This is a genomic window from Empedobacter stercoris (assembly GCF_020281205.1).
GTDB classification, from domain to species: domain Bacteria; phylum Bacteroidota; class Bacteroidia; order Flavobacteriales; family Weeksellaceae; genus Empedobacter; species Empedobacter stercoris.
The window spans coordinates 24,724-43,663 of record NZ_JACXZC010000017.1 but is presented as its reverse complement, the minus strand read 5'-3'; the positions used below and the strand labels follow the sequence as shown (position 1 = coordinate 43,663).

Here is an 18,940-nt window from a genome sequence, read left to right as displayed (position 1 = left end):
TATTTAAAATTAATAGCTCTTTACAACTTATTTTAATTTTTTATTCTTTATTATCGCCTTTCTCTAGTTTTAGAGGAATATGTTGCAATACATTTTTAGTTAACTCTTGATATTCGTTTCGGTTTTTGAACAATTCAATTGCTGTAAAAATAGCTTCTTTAAAAGATTCTTCGTTTGCAATTCCTTTTCCTGCAATATCGTAAGCTGTTCCATGATCAGGAGAGGTACGAACAAATTTTAATCCAGCTGTATAATTTACACCTTCATCAAAACTAATGGTTTTGAAGGCTACCAAACCTTGATCGTGATACATTGCTAAAACAGCATCAAATGCATCTAAATTATGGGGACTAAAAAAGCTGTCAGCTGAATAAGGGCCGAAGACCAATTGATTTTCGTTGATACATCGTTCGATAACAGGAGAAATAATTTCTTTTTCTTCAGAACCCAACAAACCATTATCACCAGCGTGAGGGTTAAGTCCAAGAACTGCAATTTTTGGTTTTGAAATTGCATAATCTTCTACTAAACTTTTATGAATTTGTTGAATTTTAGCGTAAACAGATTTTGTATGAATGTTTTTTGCTACTTCACCTATTGGAATGTGTTGTGTAACCAAACCGACTTTTAGTTTTTCTGAAACCAGAAACATTAAGGGTTTTCCTCCCCAAACTGCACCCAAAAATTCTGTATGTCCAGGAAAATTAAAATCTTCGGACTGAATATTGTCTTTGTTTATAGGAGCGGTTACTAAAACATCAGTAAAGCCATCTGTTACAGATTGTGTTGCAGCTTTTAGAGATTGATAAGCATGTTCGCCAGCTTCTTTGGTTATTTTACCAAAATGAACATCGATTTGATCTTTCCAAAGATTAACAACGTTTATTTTACCGTCAACAATTTGACTTGCATCTTGAATGCCTTGAAAATTGATTCGGTCAAATTTTAATTTATCTTTTTGGTAAGATAAGAGTTTTGTTGAGCCAAAAATAACAGGAGTAAAAAACTCTGTCATTTCTTTTTCTTGTAGAGTTTTTAGAATAACTTCTATTCCAACTCCATTATAATCGCCAATCGAAATGGCAACTCTTGGTTTTCTATCTTTTTCAGACATAATTTAATTTTAATAAGATTGGCTTGATGGTTTGTGTTTTTTGAAAAACTTTTTGTAAATCAAATCTACAATTAAACCTCCAATCCATGATGAAAAGAATAAAACAGGACAAATAGCAATTTCGTACCAAGTTGGGTGATATGGTGTGAATAATACATCACCTAATGCTACGATTAAAACAATAAAACCGACAAACATGGTGTAGGCTTGTTTTGCTCTTTTTACAAGTAATGCGGTGATGACACCTCCAACTAAAGCAGCAATTCCGCTAATTGCTAACATTGATCCAAAGAATTGAACTTTAAAATTTTTTCCTTCTCCGTGCGAAAAGTATTTGATGACATGTCGCCATTCAGGGAAAATTTTATCATCCCAATGTAATCTGTTCGCATTGTATATAAGTCCAAATTGAAGAATTGCATAGATGACAATTAATCCTACAATTACAGCAATAGTGTTTCTTAATACAGTTTTGTCTTTAAGCATAATTATTTATTAGTCTGCAATCGCAATTACAGATATTTCTACATTTACATCGCGGGGTAAACGAGCAACTTCTACACATTCTCGCGCAGGGTAATTTGTATCATTGAAATAAGAAGCATACACTTCATTTACGGCATTAAAATCGTTTAAATCTTTTACGAAAATTGTTGTTTTTACAACATTATCTATTGTTGTGCCGCCTTCTTCAAGAATAGCGATAACGTTTTTCATGACTTGGTGTACTTCGTCTTGAATGCTTGATGTTACTAATTCGTTTTTCTCTACATTAAAAGGAATTTGTCCTGAAGTGTAAAGAAAACCATTGTATTTTACTCCTTGCGAATATGGTCCGATAGCTTGTGGCGCTTTGTTCGTATGAATAATTTGTTTTTTCATGTTTTGATATTTTTAGTAATTAAGTCTTGATCTGTCGTTATACTTCAAATCTTGTAGGATCGAAGCTTTGATTCCGATGAAGAAATCATAACTTTTGTAAGTTCCCATTGGAGTCCAGTTAAACGATAAAGTAAAACTACGTAAATCTCGTTCAAATCCGAAACGAACATAGGTGATCTCATTCGTAATAAAATCGTATGTAGCGTTAGCTGAAATTGCCCAATAAGGTGTTGGAGAGATTTTACCATTCAATGCAATAGAACCTGTGCTATCTCCTTTTCGCTGTGTTCCTTTTGTGTAGTTATAGCTGATGTTAGCCGTTAAACTCCATGGAATAGCGAATTGTGCGTAATTATCGCTGTCGTAATAGAAATTTTCGTCACGTACGGTTCCTCTTTTTTTATAGTTCTTGGCATCGAAACCTTTTCCACCAAATGTACTGTTGTCAAATGTATATCCAGTTCCTAATGTCATATTCGAAATACGAAGATCTCCTAATCCCATTTTGTCAACATATTCTGCAACTTCATTACCAGAAGCATTGATGTAGCGTCTAATTTTGTATGGATTTACGGTTGATGAAAATTGAACATTAACTTTTCGGTCAAATAAAGAAGTCATTCCATTAATATTTATAGGAGAAAGTTTGAATTCTTCTGCAGAAAAATTATAGGATGAACTTAAACGTAAGTATTCAAAAATCTTTACTTTTTTGAAACCTTTCGGATCATTATCATTTTTTACTTTCATCTCTAAATTGTTCGAAAGTCCAAAATTTAAGGAATTAGTCAATCCTGGAATTCCTACACCATACAACATGTCTTGGTATTGATTGTACCATATTTCTTCTTGATTTTGATCTTTGTAAGCTTTGTAATATCCCCAAGACTCACCTTGAAAATCTGGTGTGTAACTATAGCCAATTGAAGGCGTAATCACATGTTGAATACCTAAGATTTTAGCATCTTTGTTAGGATTAAGGTATAAGCCATAAATATTCGTTGAAACAGAAGCATTGAAATTAAATGTTCGATACGAATTAAATTCTTTTAAAGTTGTGTCTTCAATTTTTCCATTCACTGAATTGTAACGTTTAATTAAACGATTATCACCCCAAACTTCATTGTAATCTGATGATAAGGTTAATGGAAAATAATTAGCAAGTGTTATTCCTGTCTGTAAACCAATTTTGTGATTTGCACCCATACGCATTTGTTCTTTCCACATTTTATCTGTGAAAATATCGTTATCATTTGTGTTCACTTCGTTTCCAGCTTGCATACTATACGTTAGTCCAAGGTTTTGTAATAAACCTTCTTTTGGCATATTTTTCTTTGCAAATGGAAAAATACGAGACATGGTTAAGTTAAGACGAGGAAATGCAATGTTAATATCACCCGTATTGTAGTTCTGAGAATGCGACATACTCAATTGAGCTGTTAAGGGTGCGTTCTCAAAGTTCTTCGTCAAGTTAATAGATGAGTTGACATTATTTGTGAAAACATCTCCTGTATTAATGTACTGATTTCGTACAGATTCTCGGTAGTATTTTGAACTCGAAAAGTTGACATTTGCGTTGAATAACCAATACGGATTTGCTTTAGGATCTTGACTATGCGACCACATTACACCAAACAGATTTTGTTTAGAGAATGCATTTGCTCCATCTGTAATTCCTTTAATTCCAGTTAATCGATTTTCTACATTTGCCGATAGTCTACCATTGTATTTATAACGTTTTTTATAATTCGATTCAGCTCTCGCTGCCCAACTACCTTTTGTGTAAATATCTCCAGAAAGTTTTAAATCGAAATTATCACCAAATGGAACATAAAAACCTAAATCTTCGATAAAGAAACCAAGATTTGTACGTTCACCTGGACGTGGCATTAAGATTCCAGCTGCACGTTTTGCGCCCATTGCTGGAATATACCCAAATGGTAATGCTAAAGGGGTAGGAACATCATAAATCCACATATTAATAGGTCCGGTAATCAAGGTTTTCTTACCATTTTTATCAATCATTTTTCCTTCTTTGGCACGAAGAAAATAATCTGGACGTGTATCTTTTCCTTCTTTAAAATAAGTATCCGTTGTAAAATCAGCACGTTTCAATAACATAACCGAATCGTTGACGCGCTTGGCTTTATCAGCAATAATAATTCCTTCTTCTTGTGTCATGCGAATGTTATACGCAATTCCGACTTTCGTTTTGAAATTTACTTTGAAAGCATCTTGCAAAATTTCTTGTTGACCTTGTGTAAACTTCGTTTTTTCAATAATGTTACCAATAGAATCACGTTTACCTTCGGCATATACATCACCCGTATCCCAGTTTAATTCTATGTAATCGGCATCAATAGTCATGTCACCATAAACAACATGTGCCTTACGCAAAAGGTAAGTCATACGTTTTTTACGGTTATGAATTTCATCTTCAGAACTGTGCTCTACTACAAACTCTAATTTCTCTTTTACAGGGATAATCGTATCTAATTTCACAGAATCAGAAACAATTTTAGAGTGATCTTTATCGTTATTATTTTGCTTAACTTGCCCAAAAGAAATGGTGCAAACCATAACTGGACTAAAAAATAAAATCGATTTAATTGCCTTTGTAAACAAATTGAAAAACTTATTTTTTATAAATTGCGTCAAAATTAATCAAAAAAACAAACCTATAGTATGAGTTTAAAAATGATTAACATACAAAAGTATTTATTTTTTGCGATGATGTTGGTATTTTCTACACTTTCATTTGCTCAAAAAAAACAAAATTTTGTAATTGTTATAGATGCTGGTCATGGTGGTAAAGATGTTGGAGCAAGGGGAGTCGCTGATTATGAAAAGAATATCACGTTAGATGTTTCGAAAAGATTAGCAGAATTAATAAAGAAAAATCACAAAGATGTTAAAGTTATTTTAACACGCGATACAGATGTTTTTTTAGAATTGTGGGAACGTACAAAAATTTCGAATGATAATCATGCAAATTTATTTGTTTCCATTCATTGTAATTCGGCTGATAATAAAAGTGCGACGGGTACAGAAACATTTGTGATGGGATTGAAAAGATCAAACGAAACAGACGAAGTATCGAAACGCGAGAACTCAGTTGTGTTTTTAGAAAAAGATCAAGAACGTTACGAAAAATTTAATCCAAATGATCCTGAGGCTGTTATTGCTTTCGAAATTATGAATGCAGCTTATAAAGAGCAATCGATTCGTTTTGCAGATTTAGTCGAAAAAGGTTTTGTAAACCGAGATTTCAGAAAAAGTAGAGGAGTGAAACAAGCTAATTTTCACGTCTTAAGAGGAAATGCTTCACCTTCTGTTTTGGTAGAGTTAGGATTTATTTCGAATTATGATGAAGGAAACTATTTAGCCTCTAACGAAGGAAAAGAGCAGTCTTCTCAAACAATTTATGAAGCGTTCAAACAATTCAAGAAAGAATACGATCGAAGAAGTGGAATAGAATATGAGGAAGAAAAACCTAAAACTGTAAAAAAAGTTGAAAAACCTGTAGAAGGAAAAAAATTGAAGATCAAGGTAATGGAATCTAAGATGAAATTTTCTGCCACGTCGCCACAGTTGAGGGGTTTAACAGATTTAGACGTTATTCAAGAAGGAGATAAATATGTGTACTATTATGGTGAAACAGATTTACAATCCCGAGCAGATGATTTGTTGCAAACAGTAAAACGTAAAGGTTTTTCAGGTGCTAAAATTGTTGAATTTGAAACAAATAAAAAATTAGAAGGTGGTAAAAACTACCGAGTACAATTCATGACATCTAATAAAAAATATAGAGATAAAGACGATAAATTCAATGGACTTACAAATGTATTGAGGGTGAAAGAAGGTGGACTCCAAAAATATTATTTTGGTGCAGATAAAACAATGGAAGCAGCTCAAAAAACATTGAAACAAGTTCAAGATAAAGGTTTTAGAAATGCGTTTATCGTTACATTTAATGGTGAAGAACCAATGTAAGCGTAATATAAAGTGTTTCTTTACAAATTAAATTTTATTTTTGCATAAAATCATATCAAGTGAAATTATCTAAAGAATTCAAAATTGGAATCATAACCTTGTTAACCTTAGTAGGTTTCTTTATGTTGTTCAATTTTTTGAAAGGACAAAATATCTTTTCATCAGGACGTTTATTTACAGTGAAATACGAAAATGTAAATGGATTAGCACCTTCAAAACCTGTTTCTGTAAACGGTTTGAGAGTAGGTCAGGTGAAAGAAATCAAAATTATAGATACAGCCAAACCAATTTATTTTGAAGTGGTGATTTCTGTAGAAAAAGACATCGAGTTTTCGAAGAAAACAGTAGCGGAAATTTATGAACCAGGAATTATGTCTGGCCCAGAGGTTCGGCTATTGTTGGATTACGGACCAGATATTGCAAAAGACGGAGATTTTTTACAAGGACGAATTGCAGGAGGAATGTTAGACGGTTTGTCAAAGCAATTAACACCAACGCAAGCAAAATTGGACAGTGTTTTATTAAGCTTTAATCAAACATTAGGAAGTGTAAACAATGTATTAGATCCATCAACTCAGCAAGATATTAAAGCCATGTTGAGAAATTTAAACCACACAATTGATTCGTTTGATAAAACTGCAAAATCATTAACAGCAACATCAAATAGTGCAAATCGTTTGATTGAAACGAATGAAAAAACATTAAATTCGACACTTAACAATGCAAACGCAACAATGGCTTCTGCAAAAGCTACAGTCGATAAATTTGGTGAAACTGCAGATAAATTGAATGCATTAGAGTTGGATCAAATAATCAAAAATTTTGAAAAAGCATCCAATAATTTGAATATCTTGTTAGAAGATATGAACAATGGAAAAGGATCTTTAGGAAAATTAGCAAAAGATGAAACGCTTGCCAATGAATTGGAAGCTGCTATTAAAAATATGAATGCGCTGGTTGAAGATTTAAAGAAAAATCCAAGTCGCTATGTTAATATCTCTGTTTTTGGTAAAAAACAACCAGTACAACCATAACATGGATTAAAAAAAATATTAAAACTCAAAACTCACAAAAAAGACTAATAAAAAATGATGAAGTACATTCCAAATGTAATTTTTCTCTTAATTATGATTGGGAGTATTTGGTTCTTTGCAAAAAATGTAAAGAAACTGATACGTAATATCAAATTAGGAAAAGAAATTGATCGTTTAGACCATCCAGCTGAAAGATGGAAAACGATGGCACGTGTCGCGTTAGGACAAGGTAAAATGACAGTACGTCCGTTAGCAGGAATCTTGCATATTTTTGTATATGTAGGTTTCGTTTTAATCAACATCGAAGTTTTAGAAATTATTATCGATGGTGTGTTTGGAACGCACCGTGTGCTTAGTTTCTTAGGAAGTTTCTATAACGGAATGATTGCATTTTTCGAAATTTTAGCCTTTTTGGTTATGATTTCATGTATCATTTTCCTTTTCAGAAGAAATGTCGTAAAAGTTGGACGTTTCTGGAAACCAGAAATGAAAGGTTGGGCAAAAGACGATGCAAATTATATTCTTATTATGGAAATTGCATTTATGTTAGCCTTATTTACAATGAATGGAGCAGATCAAGTATTGCAAGTAATGGGAGCAGAACATTATGCAAAAGTAGGATCTTTTCCTATCTCATCTTGGCTAACAGCCCCAATAATTAGTCAGTTTGATGATGTTACATTTATTACACTTATAGAAAGAGCAGCTTGGTGGTTTCACATCATTGGGATTTTCTTTTTCTTAAATTATTTATATTATTCAAAACATCTTCACATCGTTTTGGCTTTTCCAAATACTTGGTTTTCTAAATTGGAACCAAAAGGAGAATTCAACAACTTACAAGCTGTAACAGATGAGGTAAAAATGATGATGGATCCTAATGCAGATCCATATGCAGCACCCGCTGAACCACAAGGCGAACCTGAAACATTTGGTGCAAAAGATATTTTTGATTTAAATAGAGTGCAATTACTTAATGCCTATACATGTACAGAATGTGGTCGTTGTACAGCCGAATGTCCAGCAAATTTAACAGGTAAAAAACTATCTCCTCGTAAAATTATGATGGATACACGTGATCGTTTAGAAGAAGTAAGTAAAAATATCGACACAAATGGGAAGTTTGTTGATGATGGAAAAATGCTTGTCAATGATTACATTACACCAGAGGAATTATGGGCGTGTACATCTTGTAATGCCTGTGCACAAGCTTGTCCAGTAAATATCGATCCATTATCAATCATCGTTGATTTGCGTCGTTATTTAGTCATGGAACAATCTGCTGCGCCACAAGAGTTAAATATGATGATGACAAATGTCGAAAACAATGGAGCTCCTTGGCAATTTAATAATGCAGATAGATTGAACTGGGCAAATGATTAAATTGTAAAATACAATTACTCATTCTCGAAGAACTATTAATTTAAAAATAATACAAAAACAACACACACATGGAAAATTTCTTAGAGGAAAAAATTGAAAACGGAGAAAGAGTAAGTCCTATTTTACCAGAGAATATCAAAAATTATTTAATTGATATTGATGGAACAATTTGCGATGATATTCCTAACGAAGAACCAGAACGTATGTTAACTGCAGCTGTTTATCCAGATGCTTTAGAAACGTTGAATAAATGGTATGACGAAGGGCATATTATTACATTTTTCACATCGCGTATAGAAGAACATCGTGAATACACAGAAATTTGGTTGAAAAAACATGGTTTTAAATATCATGGACTTCTAATGGGGAAACCTCGTGGAGGTAATTACCATTGGGTAGACAACCATTTAGTAAAAGCAACACGATACAATGGTAAATTTACAGATTTGGTTGAAAAAAATGTTTCCATTCAGGTATTTGATGATGGTAAACATTAAACCAAATCCAATCAAATAACACAAAAAAATATGTCAAGTATTACAGTTAAAACAATGGCTCAGTATATGGCCGAAGGTAAACAACCAGAAGTTTTGTTCTGGGTTGGTTGTGCCGGAAGTTTTGATGATAGAGCTAAAAAAATAACAAGAGCATTTGTTAAAATTTTAAATAGCATCGGAGTCGAATTTGCAGTTTTAGGGACAGAAGAATCTTGTACGGGGGACCCCGCAAAAAGAGCAGGAAACGAATTTGTTTTCCAAATGCAAGCAATGATGAATATTGAAGTTTTGAATGCTTACGAGGTAAAAAAAATTGTTACAACTTGTCCGCATTGTTTCAATACCCTGAAAAATGAATACCCAAGTTTAGGAGGAGATTACGAAGTGTTACACCATTCGCAATATCTTCAACAATTAATCAACGAAGGTAAATTAAAACTAGAAGGTTCTGAAACATTCAAAGGTAGACGAATCACGTTCCATGATCCATGTTATTTGGGTCGAGGAAATGATGTGTATGAAGCGCCTCGTGAATTAATTGAAAAATTAGACGCCGAATTAGTTGAAATGAAACGTTGTAAAACACGTGGACTATGTTGTGGTGCAGGCGGTGCTCAAATGTTCAAAGAACCAGAAAAAGGTAACAAAGACATTAATGTCGAGCGTACAGAAGAAGCGTTAGAAAAAGAACCGCATATTATTGCGACTGGTTGCCCATTTTGTAATACAATGATGACTGATGGGGTAAAACATTTTGAGAAAGAATCTACTGTATTAGTAAAAGATTTAGCTGAATTAATTATGGAAGCGAAAGATTTATAGTTAATTTCAAAAAATATAACCGTTGTAAAACCGCCTCTTTTTAGGCGGTTTTTTTATTTAAAAAAAAATGAATTGGATAGAATGACGAATACTTAAAATATTAGATGTACATTTGCAAAGTATTAGAGACAAGATTTTAAGCTTTAATTTACTTTTTTAATTATATTTTTTGACTTCAGTCAACTCATTTTATTAATTTTTGTACTTCGAAATTATTACTCTAGAATTGATATTCATTTAGTTGGGTATTTATTTTTTTATCTCTCTTTTATATAAGTAACAATAAAATTTGATAAAAAATATCTATGGCAGATTCCACATCTAAAAAGGAAAAAAATAAAAAAAGAGCATTAAAAAAAATAGAGAAAAAAAATAAAAGAGAAAATCGTAAAGAAAATAATAACAAAGGAAAATCATTAGAAGAAATGATTGTTTATGTTGATGTTTTAGGAAACTTTACAGATATTCCTCCTCACCTTCAAGACAAAGAAAAGGATTTATTGAATAACTCTAGATCAGAAGATAAAGATGTTTTTATAACAGGTGTAGTTGATAATTACAACGATCAGAAAGGTTTTGGATTTATCAAAATAACAAATTCTACAGAGAAAGTTTTTTTCCATTTCAAAGAATCGAAAGAATTATTAAAAGTAGGAGATGCAGTAGAGTTTAAAAAAGCAATAAGCGAAAAAGGCTACAGAGCGACTCAAATTTCAAAAAATTAATTATTAAATAATATATAAATGCAAGAAGGAACAGTAAAATTCTTTAACGAATCAAAAGGTTTTGGTTTTATTTCAAGTGCTAATGGAGGTGAAGATATTTTCGTACACGTATCAGGATTAGTAGATAGAGTTAATGAAAATGACAGAGTAACTTTTGACCTAGAAAAAGGTAAAAAAGGACTTATGGCAGTAAATGTAAAAAGAATATAATTTTATTCATAGTTTTTATTAAAAGAAGGGGATTGGAAACAATCTCCTTTTTTGCTTTTTGCTCATTAGCTAAAATAATTTCGTAACTTTGAATACAAATTTTAAATGAAGAGAAAATGAATTTAGCAGACGAATCAAGAATTTGGATTTTTCAAGCCAATCGTAAATTCTCGGCAATAGAAAAAGAAGTTATTACAACAAAATTAAATACTTTTATTGCAGATTGGAATGCACATGGAGCTGAACTTTTAGCTGATTTTGTTTTACCGTATGATCAATTTATTGTAGTTGCAGTAGACGAAAATCAAGAAACCGCAAGTGGATGCTCAATTGATAAGTTGACGAAATTAGTACGCGAAATAGATGCTGCTTATTCGTTTGATTTATTAAACCGTATGTTAGTTTCTTACGAAAATGAGGAAGAAATCTTCATCGAAAAATTACCGAATTTTAAACAAAAAGTAAAAGAAGGTGCTATTAAAAATGTAAACGTTTTCAATAATGGTGTTTCTTCTTTACACGATTTTAAACAAAATTGGTTATTACCTATCGAACAAAGTTGGGCTAAAACATTACTAAATTAAGCCTTAAAATAGTAGAAAATATCTTCGCCGAGTTTGCTTAAAAGCTCGGCTTTATTTTTGATAAAAGATTGTTGAAAAAATACTATTTTTACATATTAATAAATAAAAAATAACTATGAAAAACAAAGGATGTCTTATTGGAGGTGGAGCTTTAGTTGGAATAATTGTAATTATTGGACTATGGTTAATGTCTGTTTATAACGGATTAGTACCTATGCAAGAAAATGTAAAATCGCAATGGTCGAACGTAGAAAATACATACCAAAAACGTTCAGACTTAGTCAATCAGTTAGTTGGAACTGTAAAAGGTGCTGCGAATTACGAAAAAGAAACATTAACTGCTGTTATAGATGCACGTGCAAAAGCAACATCAAATCAAATAAAAATTGATGATCCAAATCAATTAACACAAGAAAATATTTCTAAATTCCAAGCTGCGCAAGATCAATTAGGATCTACATTAAGCCGTTTATTGGTATCTGTAGAAAGATACCCAGAGTTAAAAGCTGTAACAGGATTTACTAATTTACAAGCTTCTATTGAAAGTATGGAACAAGAAGTTTTATTCGAAAGAAAAAAATACAACGAAGCAGCAAAAGTGTATAATACTAAAATTAAAACATTCCCAACTAATATGATGGCTGGAATTGTTGGTTTTACAGAGAAAGGATATTTCGAAGCTGCGGCAGGAACTGAAAATGCTCCTACAATAGATTTTTCTAAATAATAAAAAATCATCACTATGGGAAAAAAGAAACATCAATTTCTTTCTTCAAAAGATGAAAAAAAAATAATCGAAGCCATTCAAAAAGCCGAGAAAAATACAAGTGGTGAGATTCGAATTCATATTGAATTCGAATCTTCTCCAAATCATTTTGATAAAGCTTTAGAGGTTTTCGAAAGATTAGAAATGTATAAAACAAAAAACAGAAATGGTGTTTTATTCCATGTTTCTCCAACCGATCATAATTTTACAATTATCGGCGATGAGGGAATTGATAAAGTAACACCTGATGATTTTTGGGATGATATAAAAGAAGAAGTTATCAAACATTTCAAAAAAGAAAATTATACAAAAGGCCTTTGTGAAGGAATTAAAAAAACAGGCAAAGCACTTAAAAAATATTTTCCTTATCAAAAGGATGATACAAATGAACTTTCAGATGAAATTAGCTACAATTAAATATTTTTTTCTAACATTTTTCTTTTCAATTTTAACCGTTTTTGGGCAGACACCAGATGAATTGGTTAAGATGAAAAATCCACCAAAAAAGTTAGTGCAGGATTATGCACACGTTTTTGATGCAATGCAATTGAATGATTTAGAACGAAAATTGGTAGCGTATAACGACTCTACTTCAACTCAAATTTTGGTCTTAACAGTAGAGTCTTTGGATGGTTATCCCTTGGAGACGTTTGCAAATGAAATTGGAGAAAATTGGGGTGTTGGAACAAAAGGTAAAGACAACGGAGTTGTTATTGTATTGAGTGAAAAAGATCGTAAGATTACTATCAGAACGGGATATTCAGCTCAAATTTATTTACCTCCAAGTGTCAATAAATCCATAATCGATCAAGTGATTATTCCTTATTTCAAAAAAGGTGATTACGCTGGTGGAATAAATGCTGGAGTTAATTCTATTTTTAAAGCATTTGCAGGACAATATAAACAAGATAAACCAAAATCTAATGAACCCGAAATGGATTGGTTTGTTCTTATTTTTGTTATTGGATTTTTCATCTTTATCTTTATTATGATGTCAAAAGGTAAAGGAGGAAATAATAATGGAAATGGAGGAAATGGTGGCAGACGAAGTCTGTTAGATGACATTATTATTATGAACACTGGAAGTTCTGTTTTCGGTAGTGGAGGTTTTGGTTCAGGAGGAGGTTCTTGGGGCGGCTCTTCTGGCGGAGGCTTTGGAGGTTTCGGAGGAGGAAGCTTCGGAGGCGGTGGAGCATCTGGTAGTTGGTAATGTTTTTAAATATGAATAAAAAAATACTAATTGTTTTAGTCGTACTAATTGGCTTCTTAAACATATTGTTTTACGTAGGTGAGTTCTTTTTTATTAAGAAGTATTCTCTATATGGTAATAGTAATTTTAGTTCTAATATAGTTGTATTTTTTTCTTTATTGATAAGTATTATTTTAGCATTTGTATATAAAAAAATGCCTATTGTTTTTAGGATGTTAATTCTTATATTATGTTTTTGTTTTATTTACGTTGTATCAATTATTTTCTTTAAGGATTTTTATGTTAATGTAGATAAAGCTTTGGCAATAAATTATCCAATTAAGAATGTTGATAAATTTTATGATCACAATGATCCGATAGTAAAATTAGAAACTAATAATGGTAAGATTTATTACTATTTTCAAAAAACAACTCTAGGAGATATCGAAATACCTAATGATGAAATTAAAAATATAAGACTTAAAAAAAGTATTTTTGATTCTGAAGTATTATATGATTATATCAAATAAATATTCAAAATCCGAACGAAACCGTTCGGATTTTTTTGTGACTGAACATTATTCGTTAAATTCGTTTTCTAAATCAGTTTATGGAACTTCTAAATCATATTTACACCAATCAGCGTAGCAATACAAACGATACTTCGGATGCACGATCAGCCTATCAGCGCGATTATGACCGCATTATTTTTTCGTCTGCGTTTCGACGTTTGCAAAATAAAACACAAGTTTTTCCTTTGCCGGGAAGTGTTTTTGTACACAATAGATTGACGCATTCGTTAGAGGTTTCGTCTGTTGGTCGTTCGATGGGAAATTTGGTTGGGAAATTTGTTTCAGAAAATTATGATTTAACGAATGAATCGCAAGAATTTTACAATTATAGTATTCACGATGTGATTTCGGCTGCTTGTTTGTGTCATGATATTGGAAACCCCGCTTTTGGGCATTCAGGAGAAGATGCGATTGCGTCGTATTTTGATCGTCACGAAGCTGATTTGAAGCAATATTTTACCGAAGCTGAATGGGCTGATTTAATTAATTTTGAAGGTAACGCAAATGCAATCCGAATCTTGACACAACAACAGAACGGAAAGTCGGAAGGCGGTTTACGTTTAACCTATTCTACTTTGGCGGCGATTGCAAAATATCCTTGCGAATCTGTAGCGAAAGATAAAAGTCAATTGCATCGTAAAAAGTTTGGTTTTTTTCAGGCGCAAAAAGAAGCGTTCAGAACAATTGCTGAAAAAACAAATATGATTATGGAGCAAGATTCACCCATTATTTACAAACGACATCCGTTTGTGTGGTTGGTGGAAGCAGCAGATGATATTTGTTATTCGATAATTGATGTTGAAGATTCGCAACGTTTAGGCATTATTGATCACGATAAATGTCGAAAATTATTCTTGAATTTGGTTGAATCATTAGATCCATCCCAAATTGATAAAACGAAAAATACATTGAAATCGATTTCAGATAAAAATGATCGAATAGCTTATTTACGTGCAAAATCAATTAACCTATTGACACAAAAATCGGTTGAGGTCTATCAAAATAATTTTGATCAAATTGTAAAAGGTGAATTTAAAACGGCTTTGTTAGATGTGATCAAAAATGAAACAGAACAAGTAACTAAAAGAGTTTTGGACGAAATTCAACGTTTTTCAATCGAAAATATTTACAATCATCGTTCAGTTTTAGAGATTGAGAATGCAGGTTATAATGTCATGTCAGAATTACTTTCTCAATTTATTCCTCCAATCTTAAAAGACGAAAAAGAACGAAAGACATTCGAGAAAAAAGCTTTACGTTTGGTTCCTACTCAATTTTTGTATGAAAAAGGAACTAAATATCAAAAAGTGATGGGAATCTTAGATTATGTTTCAGGAATGACGGATAATTATGCAACAGAGTTATATCGTCGCATAAAAGGAATAGAAATAGGAATGACGATATAAGTACTAAGTTAGAAGTTTTTAATTCTGATCTTCTCGAAGAATCAAAAAAAGATACAAATAAATAATACACAACAATGATAAATGTAACAATACGAGAGGCAAGAAAAGAAGATTGTCCTCGAATTTTAGAATTAATTCACGAATTGGCTTTATATGAAAAAGCACCTGAAGAAGTTACAGTAACTTTAGAAGAAATGGAAGAATGTGGCTTCGGAGAAAAACCAGTTTGGGGATCTTTGGTAGCAGAAGTAGATGGTAAAGTGGAAGGAATCGCGTTACACTATGATCGTTATTCAACATGGAAAGGACGTAGATTGTATTTGGAAGATTTAATTGTGACCGAAAAAATGCGTGGATCTGGAATTGGTAAATTATTATTGGATGAGTTAATTGTTTACGGAAAAGCGAATAATTATCATGGAATGGTTTGGCAAGTGTTAGATTGGAACGAACCAGCCATTAATTTCTACAAAAAATACAACGCTGATTTTGATCCAGAATGGATTAATGTCTCAGTTAATTTTTAAAATAATAAAAAACTCCAAATTTTATGAAATTTGGAGTTTTTATTTTTGCTTAACGCTTAATCTCAACTATCTCATAAATCCTTCATACCATTTCCATAAAATAATTCCAGTACAAACCGAAACATTTAACGAATGTTTTGTACCAGATTGCGGAATTTCAATACATGTATCACATTGGTCAATGATAGATTGTTGTACACCATCCACTTCATTCCCCATGATAATTGCATATTTCTGAGATTGATCAATTTCAAATTCATTCAATAAAACTGAACCTTCTGTTTGTTCAATTGTTACAATTTGATAACCTTCTTCTTTTAGTTTGGCAACCAATTCATTCGAATCTTTTACATATTCCCAATCTACTGAGTTTTCTGCACCAATTGCTGTTTTATGAATTTCTTTATGTGGAGGTGTTGCCGTAATTCCACACAAATAAATTTTATCAATCAAAAAAGCATCTGATGTTCTAAAAACTGCCCCAACATTGTGCATACTCCTTACATTATCCAAAACAACAACAATCGGATTTTTTTCTATTTCTTTATATTCTTCGGTCGAAACTCGACCTAATTCATCTAATTTTAGTTTTCTCATCACTTCGTTTTTGACTAACTTAGCTGTTCAAAAGTTATAATAATTTGACAAAAGTAGTAAAGAATAAGGAAACTCCACTTATGAAGCAGTATAATCAAATCAAGGCGAAATATCCTGATGCGATGTTATTATTCAGAGTTGGAGATTTTTACGAAACATTTGGAGAAGATGCAGTGCGTGCTTCGCGTATTTTAGATATTGTGCTAACAAAACGTGCTAACGGTTCTGATAATAGTGAATTAGCTGGTTTTCCGCATCATAGTTTAAATACCTATTTACCAAAATTGGTAAAAGCGGGATTACGTGTAGCAATCTGTGATCAGCTCGAAGATCCTAAAACGGTAAAGGGAATTGTAAAACGTGGTGTAACCGAATTAATCACGCCTGGTGTGGCGTTGCAAGATGAGGTGCTGTCTTCAAAATCGAATAACTTTTTGATGGCTGTACACGAAGGTTCAAAATCGTTTGGAATTGCTTTATTAGATGTTTCGACAGGAGAATTTTTGGTTTCAGAAGGTCAAGAAGATCAGGTTGCGAAAATTATTCAATCGTTTCGTCCAAGTGAAGTCATTTATCAAAAACGGGTCAAATATAATTTTTCTGATGTCAAAAGTAAATTTTTATTAGATGATTGGGCTTTTCAATATGATTTTGCGATTGATAAACTAACAAGTTTATTCAAAACAAAGAATTTGAAAGGTTTTGGAATCGAAGATCTAAAAGAAGGAATCATTTCAGCAGGTGCGATTTTAGCTTATTTAGATGATACGCATCATTTCGAAATTCAACATATTACTTCAATCCAACGCCTTAATCAAGAGAATTTTGTGTGGATGGATCCCTTTACCATTCGCAATCTTGAGTTGGTTTATTCACCACATCCAAAAGGAGTTACGTTACTGAATATTTTAGATGATACCAAAACACCAATGGGTGCACGTTTGCTAAATCGTTGGATGGTGATGGTTTTGAAAGATTTAAAATCGATTCAACGTCGTCAAAATATTGTCGAATATTTCTATAAATTTGGTGATTTACGTTATGATTTGCGTGAAAAATTGGCTCAATTAACAGATTTAGAACGATTAGCTGGAAAAGTTTCAACTGGTAAAATTACGCCACGACAATTATTGCAATTGGCGCAAAGTTTGAAAATTTCGGAAGATATAAAAGAGGTTGCTGAACAATCGAATATCAAAGAAGTATCAGATTTATTTAGACGAATCGAACCAATTGAAAAATTGACTCAAAAGATTTTCGATTCGCTTACAGACGAACCCCCTCATCAGATTGTCAAAGGAAATGTAATTCGAGAAGGTGTTTCGGAAGAATTGGATCGCTTACGTAAAATTCAATTTTCTGGAAAAGATTTTTTAGATCAGATGTGTCAACGTGAAACAGAACGAACTGGAATTTCATCGTTGAAAATTGCGTTTAATAATGTATTTGGATATTATATCGAAGTTCGAAATACACACAAAGATAAGGTACCGGAAGAATGGATTCGAAAGCAAACATTGGTCAATGCAGAACGCTATATCACGGAAGAATTAAAAGAATATGAAACACAGATTTTAGGTGCAGAAGAGAAAATTTTAGCCATCGAAAATCAGTTGTTTATTGATCTTCTACAAGAAATTATTACCAAACTTTTACCTATTCAACAAATAGCAAAAGCCATTGCATTTTTAGATGTTCTATCCACTTTTGCAGAAATTGCGGAAAAGAATTCGTATTCCAAACCTTCTCTTAATGATGGTTTTGAATTAAATATAAAAGAAGGTCGCCATGCAGTTATTGAACAACAATTACCAATTGGAGAACAATATGTATCGAATAATGTTGAGTTAAATTCAGAGAATCAACAAATTATTATGATTACTGGACCCAATATGTCTGGTAAATCGGCACTTTTACGTCAAACAGCGTTGATAGTCTTGATGGCGCAAATGGGAAGTTTTGTTCCAGCACAAGCTGCTAAATTAGGTATAATAGATAAAGTTTTTACGCGAGTTGGAGCTTCAGATAATATTTCTTCAGGCGAATCTACGTTTATGGTCGAAATGAATGAAACAGCAAGTATCTTAAATAACATTTCGGAACGAAGTTTGATTTTGTTGGATGAAATTGGTCGAGGAACTTCAACGTACGATGGAATTTCGATTGCATGGGCAATTGCAGAATTTTTACATCAAAGTGCGTTGAAACCAAAAACATTATTTGCAACGCATTACCATGAATTAAATGAAATGTCGAAATCAATGGAACGTATCAAGAATTTTAATGTTAGTATTAAAGAAACAAAAGATACGATTTTATTTTTGAGAAAATTAGTTCCTGGGGGAAGCGAGCATAGTTTTGGTATACATGTTGCTAAAATGGCGGGGATGCCAAAACGAGTGGTGGATAGAGCCAATGATGTGTTGAAAGTTTTGGAAGCGACCAAAACAGATGAAGGAATTCCCAATAAAACGGAGAAAATAACGCAAGATAATATGCAGTTAAGTTTCTTTCAGTTGGATGATCCAATTTTAGAATCGATTCGTGAAGAGATTATGAACACAGATATTAATACTTTAACACCTGTTGAAGCATTGATGAAACTGAATGAAATTAAAAAGAAACTCGGTAAATAAACT

20 protein-coding genes are annotated in these 18,940 nt (G+C 32.2%); 15 read left to right on the top strand and 5 right to left on the bottom strand.

All coding sequences use genetic code 11. The features are described 5' to 3' along the window. Window positions 1-40: 40 nt before the first annotated feature. Genes pdxA through IF125_RS09185 form a run of 4 tightly spaced genes read right to left on the bottom strand, consistent with a single transcriptional unit; the run spans window position 41 to window position 4,621 of the window. Window positions 41-1,114 carry a 4-hydroxythreonine-4-phosphate dehydrogenase PdxA gene (gene pdxA / locus IF125_RS09200; protein WP_171622395.1) on the bottom strand — a complete coding sequence of 358 codons (1,074 nt, stop codon included), beginning with the start codon at window positions 1,112-1,114 and terminating at the stop codon, window positions 41-43. A 9-nt stretch (window positions 1,115-1,123) separates the two neighbouring features. Then, the gene (locus IF125_RS09195; protein ID WP_171622396.1) at window positions 1,124-1,600 is read right to left on the bottom strand and encodes a hypothetical protein; all 477 of its coding nucleotides are present in this window, start codon (window positions 1,598-1,600) and stop codon (window positions 1,124-1,126) included. 9 nt (window positions 1,601-1,609) lie between these two features. After that, window positions 1,610-1,996, bottom strand: coding sequence for a RidA family protein (locus tag IF125_RS09190; protein WP_171622397.1), 387 nt, complete (start codon window positions 1,994-1,996; stop codon window positions 1,610-1,612). 12 nt (window positions 1,997-2,008) lie between these two features. Continuing rightward, the gene (locus IF125_RS09185; RefSeq protein WP_225542281.1) at window positions 2,009-4,621 is read right to left on the bottom strand and encodes a putative LPS assembly protein LptD; all 2,613 of its coding nucleotides are present in this window, start codon (window positions 4,619-4,621) and stop codon (window positions 2,009-2,011) included. Window positions 4,622-4,693: 72 nt separating this feature from the next. Here IF125_RS09185 and IF125_RS09180 point away from each other — a divergent pair, with 72 nt between their 5' ends. From IF125_RS09180 to IF125_RS09115, 14 genes are all read left to right on the top strand, one after another. Beyond that, window positions 4,694-5,989 carry an N-acetylmuramoyl-L-alanine amidase family protein gene (locus IF125_RS09180; RefSeq protein ID WP_225532447.1) on the top strand — a complete coding sequence of 432 codons (1,296 nt, stop codon included), beginning with the start codon at window positions 4,694-4,696 and terminating at the stop codon, window positions 5,987-5,989. Window positions 5,990-6,048: 59 nt separating this feature from the next. Further along, the gene (locus tag IF125_RS09175; protein ID WP_225542280.1) at window positions 6,049-7,023 is read left to right on the top strand and encodes an MlaD family protein; all 975 of its coding nucleotides are present in this window, start codon (window positions 6,049-6,051) and stop codon (window positions 7,021-7,023) included. A 57-nt stretch (window positions 7,024-7,080) separates the two neighbouring features. Further along, the gene (locus IF125_RS09170) at window positions 7,081-8,406 is read left to right on the top strand and encodes a (Fe-S)-binding protein (protein WP_225542291.1); all 1,326 of its coding nucleotides are present in this window, start codon (window positions 7,081-7,083) and stop codon (window positions 8,404-8,406) included. 68 nt (window positions 8,407-8,474) lie between these two features. Then, a complete protein-coding gene (locus tag IF125_RS09165; RefSeq protein WP_225542279.1) occupies window positions 8,475-8,903 on the top strand; it encodes an LNS2 domain-containing protein in 429 nt (142 codons plus the stop codon). 30 nt (window positions 8,904-8,933) lie between these two features. Then, window positions 8,934-9,725, top strand: a complete 792-nt coding sequence (locus tag IF125_RS09160; RefSeq protein WP_225542278.1) for a (Fe-S)-binding protein — start codon at window positions 8,934-8,936, stop codon at window positions 9,723-9,725. 305 nt (window positions 9,726-10,030) lie between these two features. Then, window positions 10,031-10,450 (top strand): cold shock domain-containing protein, encoded by a 420-nt coding sequence (locus IF125_RS09155; protein ID WP_171622403.1) that lies wholly within the window; start codon window positions 10,031-10,033, stop codon window positions 10,448-10,450. Between the two features lie 18 nt (window positions 10,451-10,468). Next, entirely contained in the window at window positions 10,469-10,660 is a 192-nt protein-coding gene (locus IF125_RS09150) for a cold-shock protein (RefSeq protein WP_171622404.1), read from the top strand. Window positions 10,661-10,776: 116 nt separating this feature from the next. Next, window positions 10,777-11,244 (top strand): ABC transporter ATPase, encoded by a 468-nt coding sequence (locus IF125_RS09145; protein ID WP_225542277.1) that lies wholly within the window; start codon window positions 10,777-10,779, stop codon window positions 11,242-11,244. A gap of 115 nt (window positions 11,245-11,359) precedes the next feature. Beyond that, window positions 11,360-11,971 (top strand): LemA family protein, encoded by a 612-nt coding sequence (locus IF125_RS09140; protein ID WP_171622406.1) that lies wholly within the window; start codon window positions 11,360-11,362, stop codon window positions 11,969-11,971. A 15-nt stretch (window positions 11,972-11,986) separates the two neighbouring features. Next, window positions 11,987-12,427 (top strand): TPM domain-containing protein, encoded by a 441-nt coding sequence (locus IF125_RS09135; protein WP_225542276.1) that lies wholly within the window; start codon window positions 11,987-11,989, stop codon window positions 12,425-12,427. After that, window positions 12,408-13,220, top strand: a complete 813-nt coding sequence (locus tag IF125_RS09130; RefSeq protein ID WP_171622408.1) for a TPM domain-containing protein — start codon at window positions 12,408-12,410, stop codon at window positions 13,218-13,220. Before IF125_RS09135 ends, IF125_RS09130 begins: the two co-directional genes overlap by 20 nt. Window positions 13,221-13,231: 11 nt before the next feature. After that, entirely contained in the window at window positions 13,232-13,729 is a 498-nt protein-coding gene (locus IF125_RS09125; RefSeq protein WP_171622409.1) for a hypothetical protein, read from the top strand. A gap of 80 nt (window positions 13,730-13,809) precedes the next feature. Further along, on the top strand, window positions 13,810-15,177 hold the full coding sequence (locus IF125_RS09120) for a deoxyguanosinetriphosphate triphosphohydrolase (RefSeq protein WP_225542275.1): 1,368 nt from the start codon (window positions 13,810-13,812) through the stop codon (window positions 15,175-15,177). 74 nt (window positions 15,178-15,251) lie between these two features. Continuing rightward, a complete protein-coding gene (locus IF125_RS09115; protein ID WP_225542274.1) occupies window positions 15,252-15,704 on the top strand; it encodes a GNAT family N-acetyltransferase in 453 nt (150 codons plus the stop codon). 66 nt (window positions 15,705-15,770) lie between these two features. On the opposite strand, the gene IF125_RS09110 is transcribed toward IF125_RS09115, so the two are convergent. After that, on the bottom strand, window positions 15,771-16,301 hold the full coding sequence (locus IF125_RS09110) for an RNA methyltransferase (protein ID WP_225539700.1): 531 nt from the start codon (window positions 16,299-16,301) through the stop codon (window positions 15,771-15,773). An 80-nt stretch (window positions 16,302-16,381) separates the two neighbouring features. Here IF125_RS09110 and mutS point away from each other — a divergent pair, with 80 nt between their 5' ends. After that, window positions 16,382-18,937 (top strand): DNA mismatch repair protein MutS, encoded by a 2,556-nt coding sequence (gene mutS / locus IF125_RS09105; RefSeq protein ID WP_225542273.1) that lies wholly within the window; start codon window positions 16,382-16,384, stop codon window positions 18,935-18,937. Window positions 18,938-18,940 lie beyond the last annotated feature (3 nt).